The organism is Allofustis seminis DSM 15817 (assembly GCF_000374325.1).
Lineage (GTDB): Bacteria > Bacillota > Bacilli > Lactobacillales > Carnobacteriaceae_A > Allofustis > Allofustis seminis.
This window is the reverse complement of sequence record NZ_KB894079.1, coordinates 242,865-263,613: the sequence shown is the minus strand read 5'-3', so window position 1 is coordinate 263,613 and position 20,749 is coordinate 242,865. Positions and strand designations below refer to the sequence as shown.

General features: G+C 35.5%; 20 protein-coding genes. 19 read left to right on the top strand and 1 reads right to left on the bottom strand.

Going from position 1 to position 20,749, the window contains the following annotated elements:
• The first annotated feature begins 7 nt into the window (after positions 1-7).
• Positions 8-973, top strand: coding sequence for an ROK family glucokinase (locus C231_RS0101225; protein ID WP_018658839.1), 966 nt, complete (start codon positions 8-10; stop codon positions 971-973).
• Positions 974-1,022: 49 nt separating this feature from the next.
• Positions 1,023-1,424 (top strand): rhodanese-like domain-containing protein, encoded by a 402-nt coding sequence (locus tag C231_RS0101220; protein ID WP_026314282.1) that lies wholly within the window; start codon positions 1,023-1,025, stop codon positions 1,422-1,424.
• 32 nt (positions 1,425-1,456) lie between these two features.
• Here C231_RS0101220 and C231_RS0101215 read toward each other — a convergent pair whose 3' ends face one another.
• Entirely contained in the window at positions 1,457-2,281 is an 825-nt protein-coding gene (locus tag C231_RS0101215) for a pyruvate, water dikinase regulatory protein (protein ID WP_018658837.1), read from the bottom strand.
• A gap of 85 nt (positions 2,282-2,366) precedes the next feature.
• Between C231_RS0101215 and C231_RS0101210 the strand changes: the two genes are divergently transcribed.
• From C231_RS0101210 to pepT, 17 genes are all read left to right on the top strand, one after another.
• A complete protein-coding gene (locus tag C231_RS0101210) occupies positions 2,367-2,807 on the top strand; it encodes a Fur family transcriptional regulator (protein ID WP_018658836.1) in 441 nt (146 codons plus the stop codon).
• Positions 2,808-2,964: 157 nt separating this feature from the next.
• Positions 2,965-3,165: a 30S ribosomal protein S21 gene (gene rpsU, locus C231_RS0101205; protein WP_018658835.1), complete on the top strand. Its 201-nt coding sequence runs from the start codon at positions 2,965-2,967 to the stop codon at positions 3,163-3,165.
• 113 nt (positions 3,166-3,278) lie between these two features.
• Entirely contained in the window at positions 3,279-4,265 is a 987-nt protein-coding gene (locus C231_RS0101200; RefSeq protein WP_018658834.1) for a PhoH family protein, read from the top strand.
• 117 nt (positions 4,266-4,382) lie between these two features.
• Positions 4,383-4,856, top strand: a complete 474-nt coding sequence (gene ybeY / locus C231_RS0101195; RefSeq protein ID WP_018658833.1) for an rRNA maturation RNase YbeY — start codon at positions 4,383-4,385, stop codon at positions 4,854-4,856.
• Complete coding sequence (locus tag C231_RS0101190) at positions 4,849-5,223, top strand: diacylglycerol kinase family protein (protein WP_018658832.1); 375 nt, start codon at positions 4,849-4,851, stop codon at positions 5,221-5,223. The genes ybeY and C231_RS0101190 overlap by 8 nt, the downstream gene beginning before the upstream one ends.
• Before the next feature lie 23 nt (positions 5,224-5,246).
• Complete coding sequence (locus tag C231_RS0101185) at positions 5,247-5,657, top strand: cytidine deaminase (RefSeq protein ID WP_018658831.1); 411 nt, start codon at positions 5,247-5,249, stop codon at positions 5,655-5,657.
• Entirely contained in the window at positions 5,644-6,555 is a 912-nt protein-coding gene (era, locus tag C231_RS0101180) for a GTPase Era (RefSeq protein ID WP_018658830.1), read from the top strand. The genes C231_RS0101185 and era overlap by 14 nt, the downstream gene beginning before the upstream one ends.
• Positions 6,556-6,573: 18 nt before the next feature.
• A complete protein-coding gene (gene recO, locus C231_RS0101175) occupies positions 6,574-7,341 on the top strand; it encodes a DNA repair protein RecO (RefSeq protein ID WP_018658829.1) in 768 nt (255 codons plus the stop codon).
• A 243-nt stretch (positions 7,342-7,584) separates the two neighbouring features.
• Positions 7,585-8,514 carry a glycine--tRNA ligase subunit alpha gene (gene glyQ, locus C231_RS0101170; RefSeq protein WP_018658828.1) on the top strand — a complete coding sequence of 310 codons (930 nt, stop codon included), beginning with the start codon at positions 7,585-7,587 and terminating at the stop codon, positions 8,512-8,514.
• Complete coding sequence (gene glyS / locus C231_RS0101165; RefSeq protein WP_018658827.1) at positions 8,514-10,592, top strand: glycine--tRNA ligase subunit beta; 2,079 nt, start codon at positions 8,514-8,516, stop codon at positions 10,590-10,592. Before glyQ ends, glyS begins: the two co-directional genes overlap by 1 nt.
• Positions 10,593-10,712: 120 nt before the next feature.
• On the top strand, positions 10,713-13,988 hold the full coding sequence (locus C231_RS0101160; RefSeq protein WP_018658826.1) for a DEAD/DEAH box helicase: 3,276 nt from the start codon (positions 10,713-10,715) through the stop codon (positions 13,986-13,988).
• 120 nt (positions 13,989-14,108) lie between these two features.
• Positions 14,109-15,995 carry a DNA primase gene (gene dnaG, locus C231_RS0101155; protein WP_018658825.1) on the top strand — a complete coding sequence of 629 codons (1,887 nt, stop codon included), beginning with the start codon at positions 14,109-14,111 and terminating at the stop codon, positions 15,993-15,995.
• Between the two features lie 18 nt (positions 15,996-16,013).
• Positions 16,014-17,138, top strand: a complete 1,125-nt coding sequence (gene rpoD, locus C231_RS0101150; RefSeq protein WP_018658824.1) for an RNA polymerase sigma factor RpoD — start codon at positions 16,014-16,016, stop codon at positions 17,136-17,138.
• 104 nt (positions 17,139-17,242) lie between these two features.
• Positions 17,243-17,869 (top strand): 50S ribosomal protein L25, encoded by a 627-nt coding sequence (locus tag C231_RS0101145; RefSeq protein ID WP_018658823.1) that lies wholly within the window; start codon positions 17,243-17,245, stop codon positions 17,867-17,869.
• A 60-nt stretch (positions 17,870-17,929) separates the two neighbouring features.
• Entirely contained in the window at positions 17,930-18,646 is a 717-nt protein-coding gene (locus C231_RS0101140; RefSeq protein ID WP_018658822.1) for a tRNA (adenine(22)-N(1))-methyltransferase, read from the top strand.
• Position 18,647: 1 nt separating this feature from the next.
• The gene (locus C231_RS0101135; protein WP_018658821.1) at positions 18,648-19,448 is read left to right on the top strand and encodes a Nif3-like dinuclear metal center hexameric protein; all 801 of its coding nucleotides are present in this window, start codon (positions 18,648-18,650) and stop codon (positions 19,446-19,448) included.
• A gap of 14 nt (positions 19,449-19,462) precedes the next feature.
• Complete coding sequence (pepT, locus tag C231_RS0101130) at positions 19,463-20,686, top strand: peptidase T (RefSeq protein ID WP_018658820.1); 1,224 nt, start codon at positions 19,463-19,465, stop codon at positions 20,684-20,686.
• Positions 20,687-20,749 lie beyond the last annotated feature (63 nt).

The following is a 20,749-nucleotide window of genomic DNA, read 5'->3' as shown; positions in this document are numbered from 1 at the left end:
AGTAATAATGAATCGTAAAATTATTGGAATTGACTTAGGGGGCACCTCAGCAAAGTTTGCGATTTTAAATGAAGAAGGTCAAATTCAAGTGAAGTGGAGTGTTCCGACTGATATACGTCATAATGGTTCCAAAATTGTTCCAGACTTGATTCAATCAATTCGTCATCACTTAGAATTGTATCAAATGGATCTTGATGATTTTCTAGGCATCGGCATGGGCTCTCCTGGAATGATTGATTATGAAAAAGGAACAGTTGTGGGGGCATATAATTTAAATTGGTCAGAAGTACAATTTGTCCGTCAACAGTTTGAAGAGGCATTCAATCTGCCCTTTTTCATTGAAAATGATGCCAATGTCGCTGCCCTCGGTGAACAGTGGCAAGGTGCAGGAGAAAAAGCAGATAATATGGTGTTTGTTACTTTAGGAACAGGAGTCGGAGGAGGCCTCATTACCGATGGCCATCTACTTCATGGTTGTCAGGGAGCTGCTGGTGAAATTGGTCATATTACAATTATTGAAGATGGCTATGACTGTACTTGTGGAAAGAGTGGCTGCTTGGAAACAGTTGCAAGTGCTACTGGAATTGTACGTGTTGCAAGAGATTTATCAGAGCAATTTGCAGGGGACTCCGCCCTTAAGTGCATGATTGATGATGGGCAAGATATCAATGCTAAGATTGTATTTGATTCAGCTAAAGCAGGGGACCACTTTGCAAATATTGTGGTCGATCATGTTGTGAATTATTTAGCACTAGCATTGGGGAATGTTGCTAATTTATTGAATCCATCGGTCATTGTTTTAGGCGGTGGAGTGTCGCATGCGGGAGAATTTTTAACGCATAAAGTGCAAGAAAAAGTAAAAGAATATGTATTTTTAACGATTCGTGACACGATTAAAGTGCGCCAAGCTATTTTAGGAAATGATGCAGGTGTTGTTGGGGCAGCAAGTTTAGTAATAAACGATCGTAAATAAGAAAGGGAAGATTAGAGTGTTGGGATGGATTGTAGATATTTATAAAAATATGGGAACTTTTTCAAAAACGTTGGTATTATTTTTAATTTTATGGGGCATTTGGGAGCTTGTTCAATATTTCCGTAGAAAAAATGCCGCAACGATTTTAACAAAAGAAGAATTTAATGAGAATATTCGCAAAGCACAAGTTATTGATGTTCGTGAAAGCGATGAATTTAAAGCAGAACATATATTAGGTGCACGAAATATCCCATATACTGAATTAAAACAGCGCTATGTTGAATTGAGAAATGATCAGCCTATTTATATATATGATAGCAGCCAATTCCTATCTGGAAAATCCGCCATCTTTTTGAAAAAGAAAGGATATGATAATATCTTTATTCTTGAAGGTGGTTATGAAAATTGGAATGGAAGAATTAAAAGAAGCAAATCTTATCATGGCGTTTAAATAAAAAGTTAGCTCAGTTTGAGCTAACTTTTTTAATATTGCCCATCATTTAAATATTTAATAATAAGTGAAGCAGTCTCTTCAATTGAACGAGATGTGACATTGATGACTTTGCATCCTAATTTTTCATATAAATTCATTGCAAAACTTAATTCTTTTTGAACGCGCTCTTCACAAGAATAAGGTGTAATATTACTAATGCCATAACTTTCTAAACGTTCTTTACGAATTTTTAGTAAAATATCTAAATCAGAGGTAAGTCCAATAATCTTATGTGGATCGACTTCCCATAGCGTATTAGGAATTTCGGCATCAGGCAATAGTGGCAAGTTGGCAACTTTGTAATTTTGATTTGCTAAATAAATGCTCAGGGGTGTTTTACTTGTTCGTGAAACACCTAAAATAACTAAATCTGCTTCTAAAAAACCGCTTGGATTCTTACCATCATCATTAATAACAGCAAATTCCAGTGCACCAATTCGGTCAAAGTATTCATCATTTAATTCATGTGTTTGATCTAAGTCTTCAACAGGTTTGGCTTGCATTGTTTGGGCAATTTGTTCAACGAGTGGGTGCAATACATCATAGGCAGTGATGGATGTATTTTTTACAGCTTGTTGGACATATTTAGAAAATTCTGAATGATAAAAAGTATGAAAAATAATAGCTTTTTCATGGCATTTCAAAATATCATTCATAATTTTATGAAGTTCTTGAAGTGATAAAACAAAAGAGATTGAACGTGTGGCATATTGCAAGTTTGGGAATTGATTAAGCGCTGCTTGGGCGAGCTGAGTAGTTGATTGTCCCACAGCATCGCAAAGGATATAGACTTTTAATTGTTTTTCTTGAGGCATTAGTATTGAAAGCTCCTTTATACATGATATGATTATTATACATGAATCAATTGTTCAGAGTAAAATTTCAAGGAGGGGAATGACGATGACTTTAATAAGTGGTGCAATTGAAACATTGAGAGGTGCTGGCTATAAGATTACCGATCGTCGGATTGCAATGTTAGAAGTTCTTTATGGAACGGATAAACATTTAACAGCGAAAGATGTGACGGAGCGAATGGCACCTGACTTTCCTGAAATTAGTCCAGATACCATTTATCGAAATTTGCATACCTTTTTCGAGCTGGGCATCCTTGAAGAGACAGAATATGAAGCTGAAAAATATTTTATGGTAAAAAAAGCGCCGCATGACCATCATCATCATTTTATTTGTACGAATTGCGGTAAATTTATCAATATTAAAATGTGTCCATTAAACTATTTTGAAGAGCAATTGGGAGATGTGAAAATATCAGGCCACCGCTTTGAACTTTATGGACTATGTGCGGACTGCAAGAAAAAATTAGAAACGCAGTCTGAAGATTGACCTGTTTTATGAATTCATGTATAATATTTCTTAATGAATCAGAGATTTGATTCAAAAGATTTTATAATCCTGAAGTTGGATTAGGTTAAGGGAAGACTGAAAGTGCTAAAAACACGAGGAAAGGTACCCCTCGACCGGACGAGGGGAGGGAAGAACGTTGACTAAAACAGATGTCAAAAAAGGCGAATCACTAGATGATGCACTTCGTCGATTTAAACGTTCTGTATCTAAAACAGGTACACTCAGAGAAGCACGCAAACGTGAATTCTATGAGAAACCAAGTGTACGTCGTAAGAAAAAATCTGAAGAGGCACGTAAACGCGACAGTCGTGCACGTCGCCAAAATCGTGGCTATTAATATAAAGACTTCATTGCCACCGCAATGAAGTCTTTATTTTTATGCAACACTGGTGCATACCCTATATAGATATGATAAAATAAGTGCATCATATAAAAAGGAGTGCTTGCGATTTGGCCACAGAATTAAGCAAACGAACGATTCCCATTGATAATCTCCAGTGGGCTCAATTACTCTTTGGTCCGCAAAATCACCACTTAAATATTTTTGAACGAGAATTATCGGTCAAAACAAATACAAGAGGGAATCAATTAATGATTGAAGGGCAAGAAGCAGCCGTTCAACTTATGGTACACATCATAACAGAATTAGAATATTTACATCATGCAGGTTATTCATTAACTGCTATGGATATTTTGAATGCTATTCGCATGGGACAGATGGATAAATTGGATCATTTGCTTGAAATGTACGAAGATAAGGTGATCACAGATAATGATGGACGTGTAATTCATCCTCGAAATTATGGACAGCAGCAATATGTGAAAGCCATTAGGAAAAATCCTATTGTGTTTGGAGTGGGTCCAGCTGGAACAGGAAAGACATTCTTAGCAGTAGCCATGGCAGTAGCTGAAATGAAAAAAGGAGGCGTTAAACGCGTCATTTTAACGCGTCCGGCAGTGGAGGCAGGAGAGAGTCTTGGTTTTTTGCCAGGGGATTTAAAAGAAAAAGTAGACCCGTACTTACGGCCACTATATGATGCACTTCATACCTTACTTGGATCGGAGCAACTTGAACGCCTAATGGACCGAGAAACTATTGAAATTGCGCCACTCGCTTATATGCGTGGTCGAACATTAGAAGATGCCTTTATTATTCTTGATGAAGCTCAAAATACGACCGTCCCTCAAATGAAAATGTTTCTCACGCGTCTTGGATTTAATTCAAAGATGGTTATTAATGGTGACAAAACGCAAATTGATTTACCTAAAGGTGTAACCAGTGGCTTAAGTCATGCTTCAAAAATATTAACGAATATTGCAGGTATTGAACATATTCAATTTTCATCTGCAGATGTTGTCCGCCATCCTTTAGTAGCAGCTATTATAGATGCTTATGGTGCTGAACAAAAAGAAAATATTGAAAAAGATCATCTTTAATCGGATGGTCTTTTTTCTTACTATTTTAATCATTAACAGAAGGCAGAATATTTGTTATAATGGTAGAGATCGTACACCTTTAATTAAAATTTTTATGTAATAAAGGAGAACTATTTTATGCAAGTAGCTTTTTTTGATGAAACAAATACAATTACCCCTTCTCAAGAAGAAATGCTCTATGAAATTCTTGATTTAGCAGCAAAAAAATTAGAACTTCCAGAGAATATTGAACTTTCATTGGTGATTGTTTCTGACGAAAAAATTCATCAAATGAATCGAGACTATCGTCATAAAGATGCTGTGACAGATGTCATAAGTTTTGCATTAGATGATGATGAATCAGATTCGGAATTGTTTGAATTTGAAGAGATAGAAGCCGACATTCCACGTCTTATTGGTGATATTTATATTTCAGCAGCCCAAACAGCACGCCAAGCCAAAGAATTTGATCAAACATTTGAACAAGAACTACTTTCTTTAGCAGTGCATGGTCTACTACATTTGAATGGCTATGATCATCAGACCGATGCAGAAGCTCAGGAAATGTTCGGATTACAAACAAGTATCATTGAGGAGTATTACGGTGAATAAGAAAACGCCCTTTCAAAATAAGACATTTCTGGCCTCTTTTCGCTATGCTTTTTCCGGTATTCGGACGGCTTTTAGCGAAGAGCGAAATATGAAAAGCCATATCCTATCTTCATTTTTGGCAATTTGTTTGGGAATTTATTATTCGCTTTCTTTATATGAATGGCTTTTGATTCTAATAGTCATTCATTTAGTCATAGCAATGGAAATTATTAATACTGCGTTGGAAAATGTCGTGGATTTTGTTTCTTTAGAATATAATAAAGATGCCAAGAAAATTAAAGACATGAGTGCTGCTGCAGTATTAATTATCTCTTTTTTGGCAGCCATTGTAGGCGCAGCGATTTTTTTACCAAAAATTTTTAATTAATCTAACAATGAAAGGACTTTATGATGAGAAGACAACAAGAACTTTGTGAACAAGCAAATGCAATGCTCAAACGTGCTTATGTACCTTATTCAAATTTTCCTGTAGGTGCGGCACTGTTGACAAGTGATGATGAAATTTATACAGGATGTAATATCGAGAATTCTTCATATGGTTTGACAAATTGTGCGGAACGGACCGCTATTTTTAAGGCAGTTTCTGAAGGTGTTAAAGCATTTGATGGCTTAGTCATTACAGGAAAGACAGAAGACCCGATTTCGCCATGTGGTGCTTGCCGCCAAGTCATTGCTGAATTTTGTCCACCAGATATGCCAATCATTTTAACCAATGAAAAAGGCGATATAAAAGAAACGACAGTGGAAGGATTATTACCTTATTATTTTGAAGCAGAGGATATGGACTATGCAAGAAAATAAGCCATTTAAATCAGGGTTTGTTTCGATTGTAGGCCGACCTAACGTAGGGAAATCCACCTTAATGAACACTATTTTGGGAGAAAAAATTGCGATTACCAGTGATAAAGCCCAAACAACGCGTAATAATATTCGAGGAATTTATACAACGGAACAAGAACAAGTTGTTTTTTTAGATACTCCTGGAATTCATAAACCACATCATAGATTGGGCGAATTTATGGTTAAAAATGCTTTAAGTAGCTTGAATGATGTGGATTTAGTGTTATTCATGGTAAATGTGACACAGCGTAAAGGACCAGGCGATCAATTTATTATTGAACGTTTGAAACATATACATACCCCTGTATTTCTTGTATTAAATAAGATTGACCAAATTCATCCAAATGAATTGCCAGAAATCGTTGAAGGATATAAGAAAGAAATGGACTTTAAAGAAATTATTCCAGTATCCGCGATGTATGGTAACAATTTACAGACACTTTTAAGTGATATTACAAAATATTTGCAACCGGGACCACAATATTATGCTGCAGATCAAGTGACGGACCATCCTGAATACTTTATAGTTGGTGAACTTGTACGCGAAAAAATATTACACTTAACACAAGAAGAAATACCACATTCTGTTGCAATTCAGATGGAGTCGATTGAACGAGATGAAACAACCGATAAACTTCATGTACGCGCATCTATCATCGTTGAGCGTGAGAGTCAAAAAGGTATTGTAATTGGTAAACGCGGCACTATGATAAAAGAAATTGGTACTCGTGCAAGAAAAGATATTGAAAATCTTTTAGGTGAAGCTATCTTTTTAGAGCTTTTTGTAAAAGTTAAAAAAAATTGGCGTGATCGCCCAATGCGCTTGGAAGAGCTGGGGTACCGCGAAGAAGATTATTAATATAGGCAGGGGATTATCATGTTAGAAAAGTTAGAAGGGGTTGTTTTATTTAAAAAACCTCACCGCGAGAAAGACTTTTTGGTAAAAATCTTAACTAACATGCATGGTCCTCTGATGTTTTTTGTTCGCGGTAGTTATCGAAAAGATGCGCTTGACAAAGAAATTTACCCGTTAGTTCGTCTAACATTTGAAGCGGATGTACGGCGTGAAGGTTTATCATTTATTCGGGCTATTAATCATTGTGATCCTTTGCCACATTTACATACTGATATCAAAAAAAATGCCTACGGTATTTATTTTTGTATGTTAACAGATGCGGCACTTGCAGATAGAGAAGCAAATAGCACTGTCTACTCTGAGTTAATTCAAGCTCTAACTTATTTAAATGAAGACGTGGATGCCGAGATTATTAGTTGTATGTATGAATTAAAACGATTAAAAGAATTTGGTGTTATGCCCAACTGGTTAGGCTGTGCACTTTGTCATAAAACAGAAGGCATATTTGATTATTCCAGCAAATATCATGGAATCATTTGCTCGCAGCATTTTGTATATGATAAGCGCCGCTTTCATGCTAATCCTAAGGCAATTTATTTATTACGCCAACTCAATTATCTGAAATTCGATCAGCTTGGAAAAATTAATGTGACAATGGAAACTAAAAAAGAAATGAAACATATTCTCAACAAAATATATGATGAAACGGTTGGCATTAAATTAAAAAGCAAACATTTTATTCAAGAAATGGAAAAATATGAAACATTTTTTGAAGATGAAAATGATTGACAAAATATGAAATCCGTGTATTATAAATGGTGATATGCATTGACGGGAAACAAAGAAAATTATAGCGAGTCTAGGTATGGTGGAAGCTAGATAATTTGAATGAGGCAGTCCCTGAGCATCATTTGATTAAAAGTGTCGAGCAATGGCTCGGAAATAGGGTGGAACCGCGATTGAATCGTCCCTATATTTCTTGTGAAAATGAGAGATATAGGGACGATTTTATTATATTGAGGGAGTGAAGAAATGGATAAAAAACTTACTTTTCAAGAAATCATATTAAAACTTGAACGCTATTGGTCTGATAAAGGTTGTTTATTGATGAATGCTTATGATACAGAAAAAGGAGCAGGTACTATGAGCCCGTATACATTTTTACGGTCATTAGGGCCTGAACCATGGAATGCTGCATATGTTGAGCCAAGCCGCCGCCCTGCCGATGGACGTTATGGTCAGAATCCGAACCGATTATATCAACATCATCAATTTCAATTAGTGATGAAACCATCGCCGATGGAAATCCAAGACCTCTATCTAAAAAGCTTAGAAGTTTTAGGAATTAATCCATTAGATCATGATATTCGCTTTGTAGAAGATAACTGGGAAAATCCATCACTTGGTTGTGCTGGTTTAGGCTGGGAAGTCTGGCTAGATGGCATGGAAGTTACACAATTTACATATTTTCAAGTCGTGGGTGGTTTAGAAGTGGATAGCGTGACCGTTGAATTAACTTATGGATTAGAACGCCTTGCATCATATATCCAAGATGTTGATAGTGTATATGATATTGAATGGACAAAAGGAGTAAAATATGGTGAAATTTTCACCGAACCTGAATATGAACATTCTGTTTATTCATTTGAAGAAAGTAATTTAGAGATGCTTTTTGAACAATTAAAAGCATATGAAAAAGAAGCACTGCATTTAATTGACCTAGGACTTGTCCATCCTGCTTATGATTATGTTTTGAAATGCAGTCATATTTTCAATTTGATTGATGCCCGGGGAGCGGTGTCAGCAACTGAGCGACCAGATTATTTGCGACGAATTCGCAATATGGCACGCAAAATTGCGAAAGCATTTTTAAATGAGCGTGCCAAAAGAGATTTTCCATTGCTGAAAGAAGATACTGCAAAATGGGTAGAAAAATATTCTTTGAAAGAGGAGGCAAAATAATGACACATACTTTACTACTTGAAGTGGGCTTGGAAGAGATGCCTGCTAACGCTATTGTAAGTGCCGAACAACAATTAGCACAGAAAGTTGCAGATTTTTTAACAAAAGAACGCATCCATTTTTCAAAAGTAGAGTCCTTTAGCACTCCAAGACGTTTTGCAGTAAAAGTCTTTGATGTAAGTGATCAACAAGAAGATGTAAAAACTATTGTCAGAGGTCCTGCTCGCCAGATTGCACAAGATGCAGAGGGAAATTGGACAAAAGCAGCAATCGGTTTTGCAACGGGACAAGGTGCTTCAGTCGAAGACATTATTTTTAAAGAAGAAACGGGTAAAGAATATACATATATTGAAAAATTTATCCAAGGAAAGCCATCTTTGGAAATATTAAAAGATTTACGAGAGGTTGTTCCTGCAATTGAATTCAAAAAAAATATGAAATGGTCAACGACGAGTTATCAATATGTTCGCCCTATTCATTGGTTAGTTGCATTATTTGATGATCAGATTATTCCTTTTGAAGTATTTGATATTCCAACATGTAATAAGTCAAGAGGGCATCGCTTTTTAAGTCCAGATTCTTTTGAAATTAATCATGCAAAAGATTATGAGCAACTATTAATGGAACATAAAGTTAATGCATGCCGTAATGAGCGAAAAGAAGCAATTGTACAACAAATTGAAGCATTAGTTGAAGAAAATAACTGGATAGATCCAACACATCATACCTCATTGCTTGAAGAAGTTACCGATTTAACCGAGTGGCCAACAGTCTTTGTAGGACAATTTGATCCAGCATTTTTAGAAGTTTTTGATGTCATTTTGGAGACTTCTATGATGAATCATCAACGCTATTTTCCTGTAAGATCAGCAGATACTAATGAATTGCTGCCATATTTTATTGGGGTACGCAATGGTGATGATCGAAATATTGAAGGTGTCGCTCAAGGTAATGAAAAAGTTATCGCCGCTAGATTAGCAGATGCTCGCTTTTTCTACAAAGAAGATCAAAAAATTACTTATAAAGAATGGAATGATAAGTTAAAACAACTTGCATTCCATGACCGTTTAGGCACAATCTATGACAAAGAACTTCGTGTACAGCAAATAGTCAAAATTTTGAGTCAGAAATTTCATTTATCGCCAGAAGATGAAATGCATTTAGTGCATGCAGCCGAAATCTATAAAACAGATTTGGTATCGGAAGTTGTCAATGAATTTACTGAATTACAAGGTGTAATTGGTGGTCATTATGCCTATGAAAGAGGAGAAGATCCAAAAGTAGCTGAAGCAATTGGCCAACACTATTTGCCAATATCAACAGATGGTGCACTGCCAGATACCCTCTTAGGGTCACTGCTTTCTGTTGCAGATAAATTAGATACACTGCTGCAATTTTTCTCAGCTGGAATGATTCCAACAGGGTCAAATGATCCATTTGCCTTACGCCGCCAAGCAATGGGCGTTGTTCGTATTGCAGTGAATTTAGATCAGACATTTTCTTTAGTGGACTGGCTCGATGAAATTGTCGAAAAAGTATCATTGACAGAAGAAATCGTTAGAGGATATGATAAACATCGCAATGATTTAATTGCTTTCTTGGATGACCGCTTAGCGCAATATATTAAAGAACATCACCAGCTTCCTTATGATATTATTCAAGCCGCTCGCGGAGGAAAAACTAGTGATATTGTTGAAAAAGTGAACATTGCGATTCAAATAGATAAACGAAGAAAAATGTCTGAATTCAAAAGTCAAATCCAATCTGTTAAACGCGTCCTAAATATTACTAAAACGCAAGAGCAACAATTCGATGTAGATGTGAATTTCTTTGAAACTGACTCTGAAAAAGATTTACATCAAGCAATTCTTTCATTAAAAGAGCAGTGGAATAATAATATGAAAGATGGAAAACATATTGACCTTATTTTAAGTTTGTCACCACAAATTGATAATTTTTTTGAAGAAAATATGGTCATGGTAGAAGATACATTATTGCGCAATAATCGTATTGCACTGTTGCAATATTTTGCAAAATATGCGCAAGAAGTTGCAGATTTTAATGAATTGGTTATTTAGTATAGTCAATAAAAAAAGGAGGGAAACCTCCTTTTTTATTTTGTAGTTATCATCTGATGGAATTAATGATGTATGTTATAATGGAGCAATGAACATTAAGGAGAGGAGAGCCGATAGATTATGTTTAAAAAACAATTTTTTCCTGAATCTGTTGTGCGCTCAATTGCCAATAATCAAGATATTTACCAACAAGGGATTCAATTAAGTGAAGATGATGCTTCATTTGAAGAAATTGAAATTGATGCAAATGAAAGAAAAATTTCATTACATATTAAAGCACATAATCAATGCCACAAAGTAGAAATGTCATTTTTAAAAAATGGAATTGCAAGCACCTATTCTTGCACATGTGAAGCATTTGAAAAATATGCTGGAGCGTGTGAACATGTAGTTGCAAGCATGGCATATTTAAATCGATACTCTATTGAAGAATTAGCACAATCACAATCAGAAGCAGCCTTAGTAGGCGATATAAAAAATCGCGTTCAAAAAAATAAAATGCTACTAGAAAATTTACTTGAGAATCCTTATTTAAATGAGATCTACGATTATCAAGAAATATTGCAATTTGAATATATTCTGAATATGCATCAACTTCCTAATCAACCCATTGATGCAGGACTTTATATGCGCGTAGGTTTGGATTATTTATATGTTGTTCATGATTTTTCAACGGTTTTAAGATTTTTGATCAATCAACGGGAATATTCTTTTGGCAAACAATTCTCCTATCATCCACAGCACCATAAAATTGCTTCAAGTGATATGAAGTTGCTTGTGGCTTTAAATGAAATTGACCAATTGAGTCAACGCTATACCAATGAAGGCACAAACAGCAATTATGGTCAATCGCCGCTTGTTATTCCGCCAGCTTTTGTTGACAAAATTCTTACATTAATGAATGAAACCAATCGTGGAAAAATTCGCTGGGGTTATCCGCCTAATAGTCCAACTGCTATACGTGCGGAAGAGTTATATGCTATTGATATTATAAAAGATGAAAAAATACCAGTTCAACTGACAATTATAAAAGATAATGAGGACTATAAAATTCATCTTCATCCAATTGGCGATGATGTACCATTCATTGAATTTTTAGAGCAAACGCCATATTTGCGTGTTAATCATTCATTATTCAAAATAAAATCAAAGGATATTTACCCTTTAAAAAAATTACTGACAACTTTTGATATTTTAAAAGAAGAAGCACTCTATTTGAATGCACATCAACTTTCTGAATTTCTATCCTTGTATTGGACAACGGTTAAAAAATATTTCCACATTCAGATCAATGATGACATTTTTCAAGATATGATCGAGTCGCAATTCAAAACTAAAATAAAAATTGATTATAGAAATCAAAAGTTAACAATTGAGCCTACTTTTTCTTATGGTGCAGTGGATGTATCTCCTTTTCAATCAGCGTCCAATGAAGCACAATCAGTTTTAGTAGTCCGAGATTTTCAAAAAGAAGCAGAAATTTTGAATCATATCTTGCATCTTATTGGACAAGTTAGTCAAGATTCAAAAGGCTGGTATTTTGCAGATTTAGCGGACCTTAGTCATTTCTTATATGAAGATATGATTCGACTTGATACATATTATCCAGTGTATTTATCAGATGAAGTAAAAAAAATGATCTATCGTCCGAAAGAGTCGCCGAAGATTTTCATTGAACGCCAAGCAGGTTCTAACCTGTTGAATATTCAATTTCAAATGGAAGATATTCCGCCTCACGAAATGACAAAATTGTTGCAAATGATAAAAGAGAAACAGCGTTTTTATCGACTGAAGACTGGTCAAATTATAGACCTTGAACAGAAAGATCTAAAAGAACTCAGTCAGGCAATGCAAGCATTGGGGCTTGAAGCGAAAGATTTGAATGATACATCGCTATCAATCCCTCTTATTCAAGGAATTAATAATTTTTCTTCTCCTTTAGTGAAACGCGGCGCGCAGTTCCAACAATTACTTGAGCAATTGAAGTCCCCTCAGCAATTGTCATTTAAATTGCCACGTCAATTAAGAGCAACATTAAGAAATTACCAAAAAATCGGATTCCAGTGGCTAAAAACAATGGACTATTATGGCTTTGGTGCAGTACTTGCAGATGATATGGGACTTGGTAAAACCTTACAAGCAATTGCTTTTATTTTAAGTAAATGGGAAGAATCTGGCGGAAAATATCTTGTGATCTGTCCTTCAAGTGTTATGTACAATTGGAAAGCTGAAATTGAAAAATTCGCACCAGCATTAAAGTCGCAAATCATTTCAGGCTCAGCAATCGAAAGAAAGAAAATATTAGCACATGCCATGGCGGATCCGAATAATTCGCTTATTATTACAAGTTATCCGCTGATTCATCGAGATATTGACGCCTTTAAAGATTATTTTTTTAATACCATTGTTTTGGATGAATCACAAAATATAAAAAATGTGAATACAAAAACATCGCGTGCAATCAAACAACTCCAATGCGAGAATATGATCGCTTTATCTGGAACACCTATCGAAAATAATTTGAATGAATTATGGTCATTATTTTCAACGGTACAGCCTGGCCTTTTTAAAAGCCAAAAAGATTTTCAAAAACTTTCTAAAGAAGAAATTAGTAACAAAATAAGCTTTTTTATCTTACGACGATTAAAAGAAGAAGTGCTGCAAGATTTACCACCAAAAACTGAAACAGAGCAATTTATTGAACTATCAGATGAGCAAAAACGTATCTATCAAGTTCAGCTGGCAGTGATTCGTCATGATTTAGAAGAATATATGACCCATCATTCTTTTGATCAGCATCGCATTCAGATCCTTGCAGGTATGACACGACTTCGCCAAATATGTAATGATCCAAGATTGATTGATTCCGGCTACAAAGGTCCGTCGGCTAAATTAGAGCGCCTATTCGAATTCTTAGAAGAAGCGCAAAAAAATAAAAAGCGTGTGGTTCTTTTCTCACAATTTACGAGTATGTTGGCAATTATTCGTGATGTATTGGATAGATTGGGAAGAGATTATCATTATTTAGATGGTCAAACTGATAAAAAAGAACGCCTCATATTAACAGAACGTTTTAATAGCGGAGAAAAAGATTTATTTTTAATCTCTTTAAAAGCTGGAGGTGTTGGATTAAACTTGACAGGTGGCGATACAGTCATCTTATATGACTCATGGTGGAATCCAGCGATTGAAGACCAAGCTACGGATCGAGTGCATCGTTTCGGTCAGAAAAAACCTGTGCAAGTTTTACGATTGATTACAAAAGGAACAATTGAAGAAGGCATCTATAAACTTCAAGAACAGAAAAGAGAATTAGTTGATTCAGTGATGCAATCGGAACAATTGGCCTCAATTAAAAAATTATCAAAAGAAGATATTATCAAACTTTTAAATTAATAGTACAAACACCCGTCAAGTAAGCCACAACAGTTGACGGGTGTTCAATTTACATTGTATAATAAAGTATATGTTAATAATTAGGTTCAGTGTGTGATCTAACGGTAAAGAGGTGATGAAATGGCACGAATTCCTGAAGAGACGATTGAAGAAATACGCACACAAGCGGATATTATTGATTTAATATCGCAATATGTGTCACTAAAAAAAGCAGGAAATAACCATTTAGCACATTGCCCATTCCATGAAGATAACACACCTTCTTTTTCTGTAAGTGAAGATAAGCAGCTATTTCACTGTTTTAGTTGTGGACGAGGCGGGACGATCTTTACTTTTTTACAAGAAATAGAAGGGATCACTTTTCCTGAAGCAGTGATTAAGGTTGCGGAAATGATTCATTATCCGATCGATCAGAGCCTCGCAGGTCAAATAAAAAATCGCTCATCAGAATCATCCGTTGAAAGCCAATTATTGAAGATGTATGAAGATGCGGCTGAATTCTATCATCATATCTTATTGCATACTGATCAAGGAAAAGCAGCTTATGACTACTTAATAAGTCGTGGATTGCAACCTGAAACGATCGAAACATTTAAGTTAGGATTTTCCCCAACGCAAAGAAATGCACTTCACTTATATTTATCCGAAAAAGATTCTGAACGTACTGAAAGCAATTTGTTTCAAGAATCTGGTTTATTTTCCGACTATCATGTTGAAAATCGTAACGATTATTTGGATCGTTTTTCGGAGCGCATTATTTTTCCAATTTATAATGAGCGCGGACAAGTGATTGCTTTTAGTGGACGTGCTTTTTTGGAGCAGGAACAGGAGAGCCGCTCTATCGCTAAATATATGAATTCACCTGAGACGTTGCTCTTTAAAAAAAGTCAAGTGCTTTTTAATATTCATCAAGCACGTTCAAGTATTAGAACTCATGGGGAAGCTATCTTATTTGAAGGCTATATGGATGTTATTTCTGCATGGCAAGCAGGGGTTCAAAATGGTGTCGCAACAATGGGAACATCGCTATCTACTGCACATTTGCAGTTGTTGGATCGCTATACTGATCATTTGATTCTTGCTTTTGATGGTGATCAACCTGGAATGAATGCAACGAACAAAACGATTAAAGAAATCACTGAAAAAACTCATTTTACTGTGGAGACAGTCAACTTTCCACCAGGCGATGACCCAGATGAATTCATCAAAAAATATGGCGATCAAAAATTTAGAGATTTATTACATCATGGTCGCGAAACTATTTTAAATTTCTATATGAATTATTATCGCCTCGGGAAAAACCTTGCGAATGAGTCGGAACAACTTGAATATATTAAGCGCATCTTATCTGAAGTTGCACGAATGAATTCACCAATTGAAAAAGATTTTGCACTGAATAAATTGGCTGATGAATTTCAAGTATCATTTGATTCATTAGAACAACAATATCAACTCATAAAAAGCCATGTGCAAAGTGAGCAACTTGACGAAATTCGTAAAAAAAGAACAGAACTCACGCAAGATAAATTCAATGAACCAAAACGCCACGAAGGTGTAAAAGTACCAAAGTTGTCGGTAGTAGAACGGGCGGAGCAAATGTTATTGCATCGCTTGATGAATAGTGATCATGCTTGGGACGTGATTCAGCAATTAAATCCGCAATTTACATTTATGCATGAAAAATACCAACTGCTTTATATTTTATATCAGTCTTTTCGCTCTGATTCACCCGATAAATCAATTTCTACTTTTTTAGATTTGTTATCGGATAATGAATTAAAAAATATAACAACACAAATTATGTGGATGAACTTGGGAATGAATTTCACGGAAGAAGAAATTGCAGACTATATGCAAATTATTGAAAAGGTCTCACCTATTCGCCAGAAGTTAGAAATGAAACGAAAAGAATTAGATGAAGCCAAAAGAATAGGCAATCAAGAGGCGGTAACCTCATTAGCCTTAGAAATAATTCAATTAAATAAAAAGTTGAAAAATCAATCATAATAGGGGGCATATTCATTCATGACAAAAAACAATGAAGAAGTAGTAAAAATCGGCTACAAAAAAGCGACCAAAGAATTGATCGCTGAAGCCAAATTCCTCCAAAAAGAAACGATCTCATATGTTGAATTAACTGATAAATTGGCACAGCCTTATCATTTAATTGAAGATGAAATTGAAGAAGTTATTCAAAAGTTCGAAGACGAAGGTATTGGTGTTGTCGATGAAGAGGGGAATCCATTAATTCGTCAAGTTGAAAAGGAAGAAGCTGCAGCAGAAGAAGCACGTCGCGAACAGATGGTAGCACCTCCTGGAGTAAAAATTAATGACCCAGTACGTATGTATTTAAAAGAAATTGGACGTGTCGATTTATTAACGGCGGATGAAGAAGTGGCCCTTGCAAAAAGGATTGAACTTGGCGACAGAGAAGCAGAACATGAGCTAGCCCAAGCAAACTTACGACTTGTAGTATCAATTGCTAAAAGATATGTAGGCCGCGGAATGAGCTTCTTGGATTTAATACAAGAAGGAAACATGGGGCTTATGAAGGCTGTTACGAAATTTGACTATACGAAAGGTTTTAAATTTTCAACTTATGCTACTTGGTGGATCCGTCAAGCTATTACACGGGCGATTGCAGATCAAGCACGTACGATTCGTATTCCGGTGCATATGGTAGAAACAATTAATAAACTAGTCCGCGTTCAGCGTTCATTGCTACAAGAGTTAGGGCGCGAACCAACCCCCGAAGAGATTGGTGCTGAAATGGACTTGCCGACAGAAAAAGTTCGCAATATCATTAAGATTTCGCAAGATCCTGTCTCTTTAGAAACACCAATTGGTGAAGAAAATGATTCACATCTGGGAGATTTTATTGAAGATGGGGAAGCTATTGATCCTGAAGATAATGCAAGCTATGAGCTTTTAAAAGACGAATTGGAAGACGTGTTGGAAACTTTAACAGATCGCGAAGAAAATGTGCTAAGATTACGCTTTGGTTTAGACGATGGCCGTCAACGAACACTTGAAGAAGTGGGAACAGTTTTCGGTGTTACGCGAGAACGCATTCGTCAGATTGAAGCAAAAGCATTGCGAAAATTACGTCATCCAAGTCGTTCAAAACAATTAAAAGACTTTTTGTCATAATATGTCCTTGTATGACGCTTTGCAATAGCTACAGATATTTGTTATAATGATACATGTTATTTTAAATAAAAATATACTCAATTTATTTGGAAGGTGAAAGTTACATGAAATTAAATGCGGAAAAACGCACACGTTTAGGTACAAGTGCATCAAAACAAGCACGTGCAGCTGGAAAATTACCAGCAGTGATTTATGGTACAGGAGTCGATTCATTACCTGTATTACTAAATTTGAAAGAATTTGAAGATGTTATTCGTCAAGTAGGCGCTAATGGAGTATTTGAAGTCAATGTAGAAGGTGAAACACACAACGTATTTGTTAAAGATCGTCAAGATTTTGCACTTACACCACACATTTACCATGTTGACTTGCTTGCCTTTAACGCAGGTGAAAAAGTTACCATGTCAATCCCTGTATATGTTCATGGTGAAGAAACGATTAAACAAGGTATTGTTTCTCAAGCACTTTCTGAAGTTGAGTTGGAAGTATCACCTATGAAAGCTCCTGCTGAATTCTTAATTGATGTAACAGGAATGGAAATTGGTGACACAGTTGAAGTTGGCAGCATCGAATTACCTGAAGGTGCTGAATTGATTACTGATGCAGATGAATTAGTGGTCTCCATTACTGCACCAGAAGATATTTCAGATGATTTAGAATCTGCTTCATCAACAGATGAAATGCCTGAACCAGAAGTTATTGGTGAAGACGACGAATCTGAAGAAGAATAATTTTTAATTAAGTCCTCTGATACATTTTGTCTCAGAGGCTTTTTTAGTCATAAAGGAGCGATGATTATTAAATCAAAATTGCTTTCGAATCGCTTAACCGCTGTAGCCTCATTGGTTCCTAATCATAGTGTAGTACTTGATATTGGAACCGATCATGCCTTCTTGCCCATAGAACTTCTTCAATCAGCAAAAGCAGTGCATGTTTATGCTAGCGAAGTTGTAGAAGGACCATATAAAAATGCTAAATATAATATAGAAAAAGCGGACCTAGCATCAGCGATTGATTTATTTTTAGGTGCAGGTTTTGAGGTTATTACACAAGTGAAGCATCCAGATGAGATAAATGTTACGACAATTGCAGGGATGGGCGGACAGCTTATTGCCGAGATTATTCAAGCTGGAGTTGACAAGAAACTTATCCCCCAAAATTGTATATTGATTTTACAACCTAACAATCATGAACCTTACTTGAGAAAATTCTTAGGAGAATATGGCTATCAAATAACAGCTGAAAAGGTTGTAGAAGATCAAGGAATTTATTATGAAGTCATAAAAGCAATTCCGACACTTGAAAAGATTGAATATTCACAGCCACAATTGCTTTTTGGACCTTATATGATAGAACATCCCACATTAACATTTTATAAAAAATGGAACGATAAATTAGCGCAATTTAAGAAAATACAGAGCAATTTAAAAAATGCAACGGATCGTTCAGCAGCCAAAATAAAAGAAATTCATGAAATGATAACAATCATTCAAAAGGTGATAAAATAAGATGATAGAATTAAATCATATTATTACAAAAATAGATGAATTTGCCCCACAAAGTTTAGCGGAAGAGTGGGATCCCGTAGGTCTGTCTTTTGGAGATCTACATCAGAAAGTTCAAAAAATTCTGGTGGCCTTGGATCTAGATCCTATAACTTTACAAGAAGCTATTGATCATGATGTGGACTTAGTAGTAACGCATCATCCACTCATTTTTAAACCGATCCAAACACTCAATGCACTAGATTCGAAGCGGCGACTTTATATCAAACTCATTGAAAGACAGATTGCCGTCTTCAGTGCACATACTAACTTAGATAAAGCGCCTGCTGGTATGAATGAATGGCTAGCACAGGCAATTCAACTTGAGAATTGTAAGGTTTTATGCCCAGATATCCAAAAACCTGAAATTGGTTATGGAAGATATGGGAAGCTACCACAATCAATGACGATTATCGAGCTTATCCAATATTTAAAAGAAAAATTGCCAATTGAAAAAGTACGTTATAATGAAATACAATCGGGAAAAAGATATTCAACGATTGCTATATTGGGTGGATCAGGGGCTGATTTTACGTCGGACGTATTAAAAACATGCGCAGATTTATATATTACAGGCGATATTAGCTACCACCAAGCACAAGATATGTTGCGCGATGGCTTATCATTCATTGATGTTGGCCATTATGTTGAAAGTATTTTTATCCAAAAAATGTCTCAGCTTCTAGCAACATGGTCCGATGAATTAGATTGGAATATTGAAGTAATTCCAACGCAAAAACAAAAAGATGTCTTTAAATTTTTATAGAAAGAGTGGTCATTATGTACCCAGATTTAGTTGAACGTTTTATCCGTTATGCAAAAATTAATACGCGCTCGGATGAATATAGTAGCACAATTCCTTCCACCGCTTCACAAGTAGAATTTTCAAAAATGCTTGCGAAAGATTTAGAAGCTATTGGCTTGTCTGATGTTGAACATCTTACTGAAACGGGTTTTGTTACAGCAACATTACCTTCCAACACTGAAGATGAGGTCGCAACTATTGGTTTTATTGCGCATATTGATACAGCAGATTTCAACGCCGAGAATATCAATCCACAAATCGTTAAAGATTATGATGGAACAGATATTGTCTTAAATAAAGAAGAAGATATTGTATTATCTCCTTCAGTATTTCCTAATTTGAAAAATTATATAGGTCAGACATTAATTACAACAGATGGAACAACTTTATTAGGCTCTGATGATAAATCTGGAGTGGTTGAAATCATTAGTGCCATGAAATATTTGATTGAACATCCTGAAATCAAACATGGAAAAGTTCGCATTGCTTTTGGACCAGATGAAGAAATTGGTCAAGGTGCAACACATTTTAATGTTGATCATTTTGGTGCAGATTTTGCATATACTGTAGATGGTGGCCCATTGGGTGAATTGCAATATGAAAGTTTTAATGCCGCAAGTGCACGTGTGCATATAAAAGGGCAAAATGTTCATCCAGGTTCTGCCAAAGATAAAATGGTCAATGCTTTAAAATTAGCGATCGAGTTTGATGAAATGTTACCAGCCGAGCAAGTTCCAGAAAGAACAGACGGACGCGATGGCTTTTATCATATTTTAGAAATTAATGGAACGGTTGAAGAAGCTGATTTAAATTATATTATTCGTGACCATAGTCGTGAAGAATTTGAGAATAAAAAAGCAAAAATGCAAATGATCACAGATACGCTCAATAAAAAATATGGCGACCGTTTTACATTGAATTTAAAAGATGAATATTATAATATGGCTGAAGTGATAAAAGATGATATGCGTCCTGTAGAATTAGCACAAAAAGCAATGGAAAATATTGATATTGTACCAATTATTGAACCTATTCGTGGTGGAACAGATGGCTCGATTATTTCTTTCATGGGATTACCTACTCCGAACTTATTTGCAGGAGGAGAGAACTTCCATGGACGTTATGAATATGTTTCAGTTGAAGCGATGGTGCGTGCAACAGACACAATTGTAGAAATTATTAAATTAGCTGCAAAATAATTATAGGCAAATAATTATAGATCGAAAGACTGCTATCTTTGTGATAGCGGTCTTTTTTTATTA

Excerpts from the sequence above, each read along its gene's own strand:
- pepT (WP_018658820.1), top strand. The coding sequence starts at position 19,463 with ATGTACCCAGATTTAGTTGAACGTTTTATCCGTTATGCAAAAATTAAT.
- C231_RS0101140 (WP_018658822.1), top strand. The coding sequence starts at position 17,930 with ATGATTATTAAATCAAAATTGCTTTCGAATCGCTTAACCGCTGTAGCC.
- C231_RS0101215 (WP_018658837.1), bottom strand. The coding sequence starts at position 2,281 with ATGCCTCAAGAAAAACAATTAAAAGTCTATATCCTTTGCGATGCTGTG.
- dnaG (WP_018658825.1), top strand. The coding sequence starts at position 14,109 with ATGGCACGAATTCCTGAAGAGACGATTGAAGAAATACGCACACAAGCG.
- ybeY (WP_018658833.1), top strand. The coding sequence starts at position 4,383 with ATGCAAGTAGCTTTTTTTGATGAAACAAATACAATTACCCCTTCTCAA.
- era (WP_018658830.1), top strand. The coding sequence starts at position 5,644 with ATGCAAGAAAATAAGCCATTTAAATCAGGGTTTGTTTCGATTGTAGGC.
- rpoD (WP_018658824.1), top strand. The coding sequence starts at position 16,014 with ATGACAAAAAACAATGAAGAAGTAGTAAAAATCGGCTACAAAAAAGCG.
- glyS (WP_018658827.1), top strand. The coding sequence starts at position 8,514 with ATGACACATACTTTACTACTTGAAGTGGGCTTGGAAGAGATGCCTGCT.
- glyQ (WP_018658828.1), top strand. The coding sequence starts at position 7,585 with ATGGATAAAAAACTTACTTTTCAAGAAATCATATTAAAACTTGAACGC.
- C231_RS0101210 (WP_018658836.1), top strand. The coding sequence starts at position 2,367 with ATGACTTTAATAAGTGGTGCAATTGAAACATTGAGAGGTGCTGGCTAT.
- C231_RS0101145 (WP_018658823.1), top strand. The coding sequence starts at position 17,243 with ATGAAATTAAATGCGGAAAAACGCACACGTTTAGGTACAAGTGCATCA.
- C231_RS0101225 (WP_018658839.1), top strand. The coding sequence starts at position 8 with ATGAATCGTAAAATTATTGGAATTGACTTAGGGGGCACCTCAGCAAAG.
- recO (WP_018658829.1), top strand. The coding sequence starts at position 6,574 with ATGTTAGAAAAGTTAGAAGGGGTTGTTTTATTTAAAAAACCTCACCGC.
- C231_RS0101220 (WP_026314282.1), top strand. The coding sequence starts at position 1,023 with ATGGGAACTTTTTCAAAAACGTTGGTATTATTTTTAATTTTATGGGGC.
- C231_RS0101185 (WP_018658831.1), top strand. The coding sequence starts at position 5,247 with ATGAGAAGACAACAAGAACTTTGTGAACAAGCAAATGCAATGCTCAAA.
- C231_RS0101160 (WP_018658826.1), top strand. The coding sequence starts at position 10,713 with ATGTTTAAAAAACAATTTTTTCCTGAATCTGTTGTGCGCTCAATTGCC.
- C231_RS0101135 (WP_018658821.1), top strand. The coding sequence starts at position 18,648 with ATGATAGAATTAAATCATATTATTACAAAAATAGATGAATTTGCCCCA.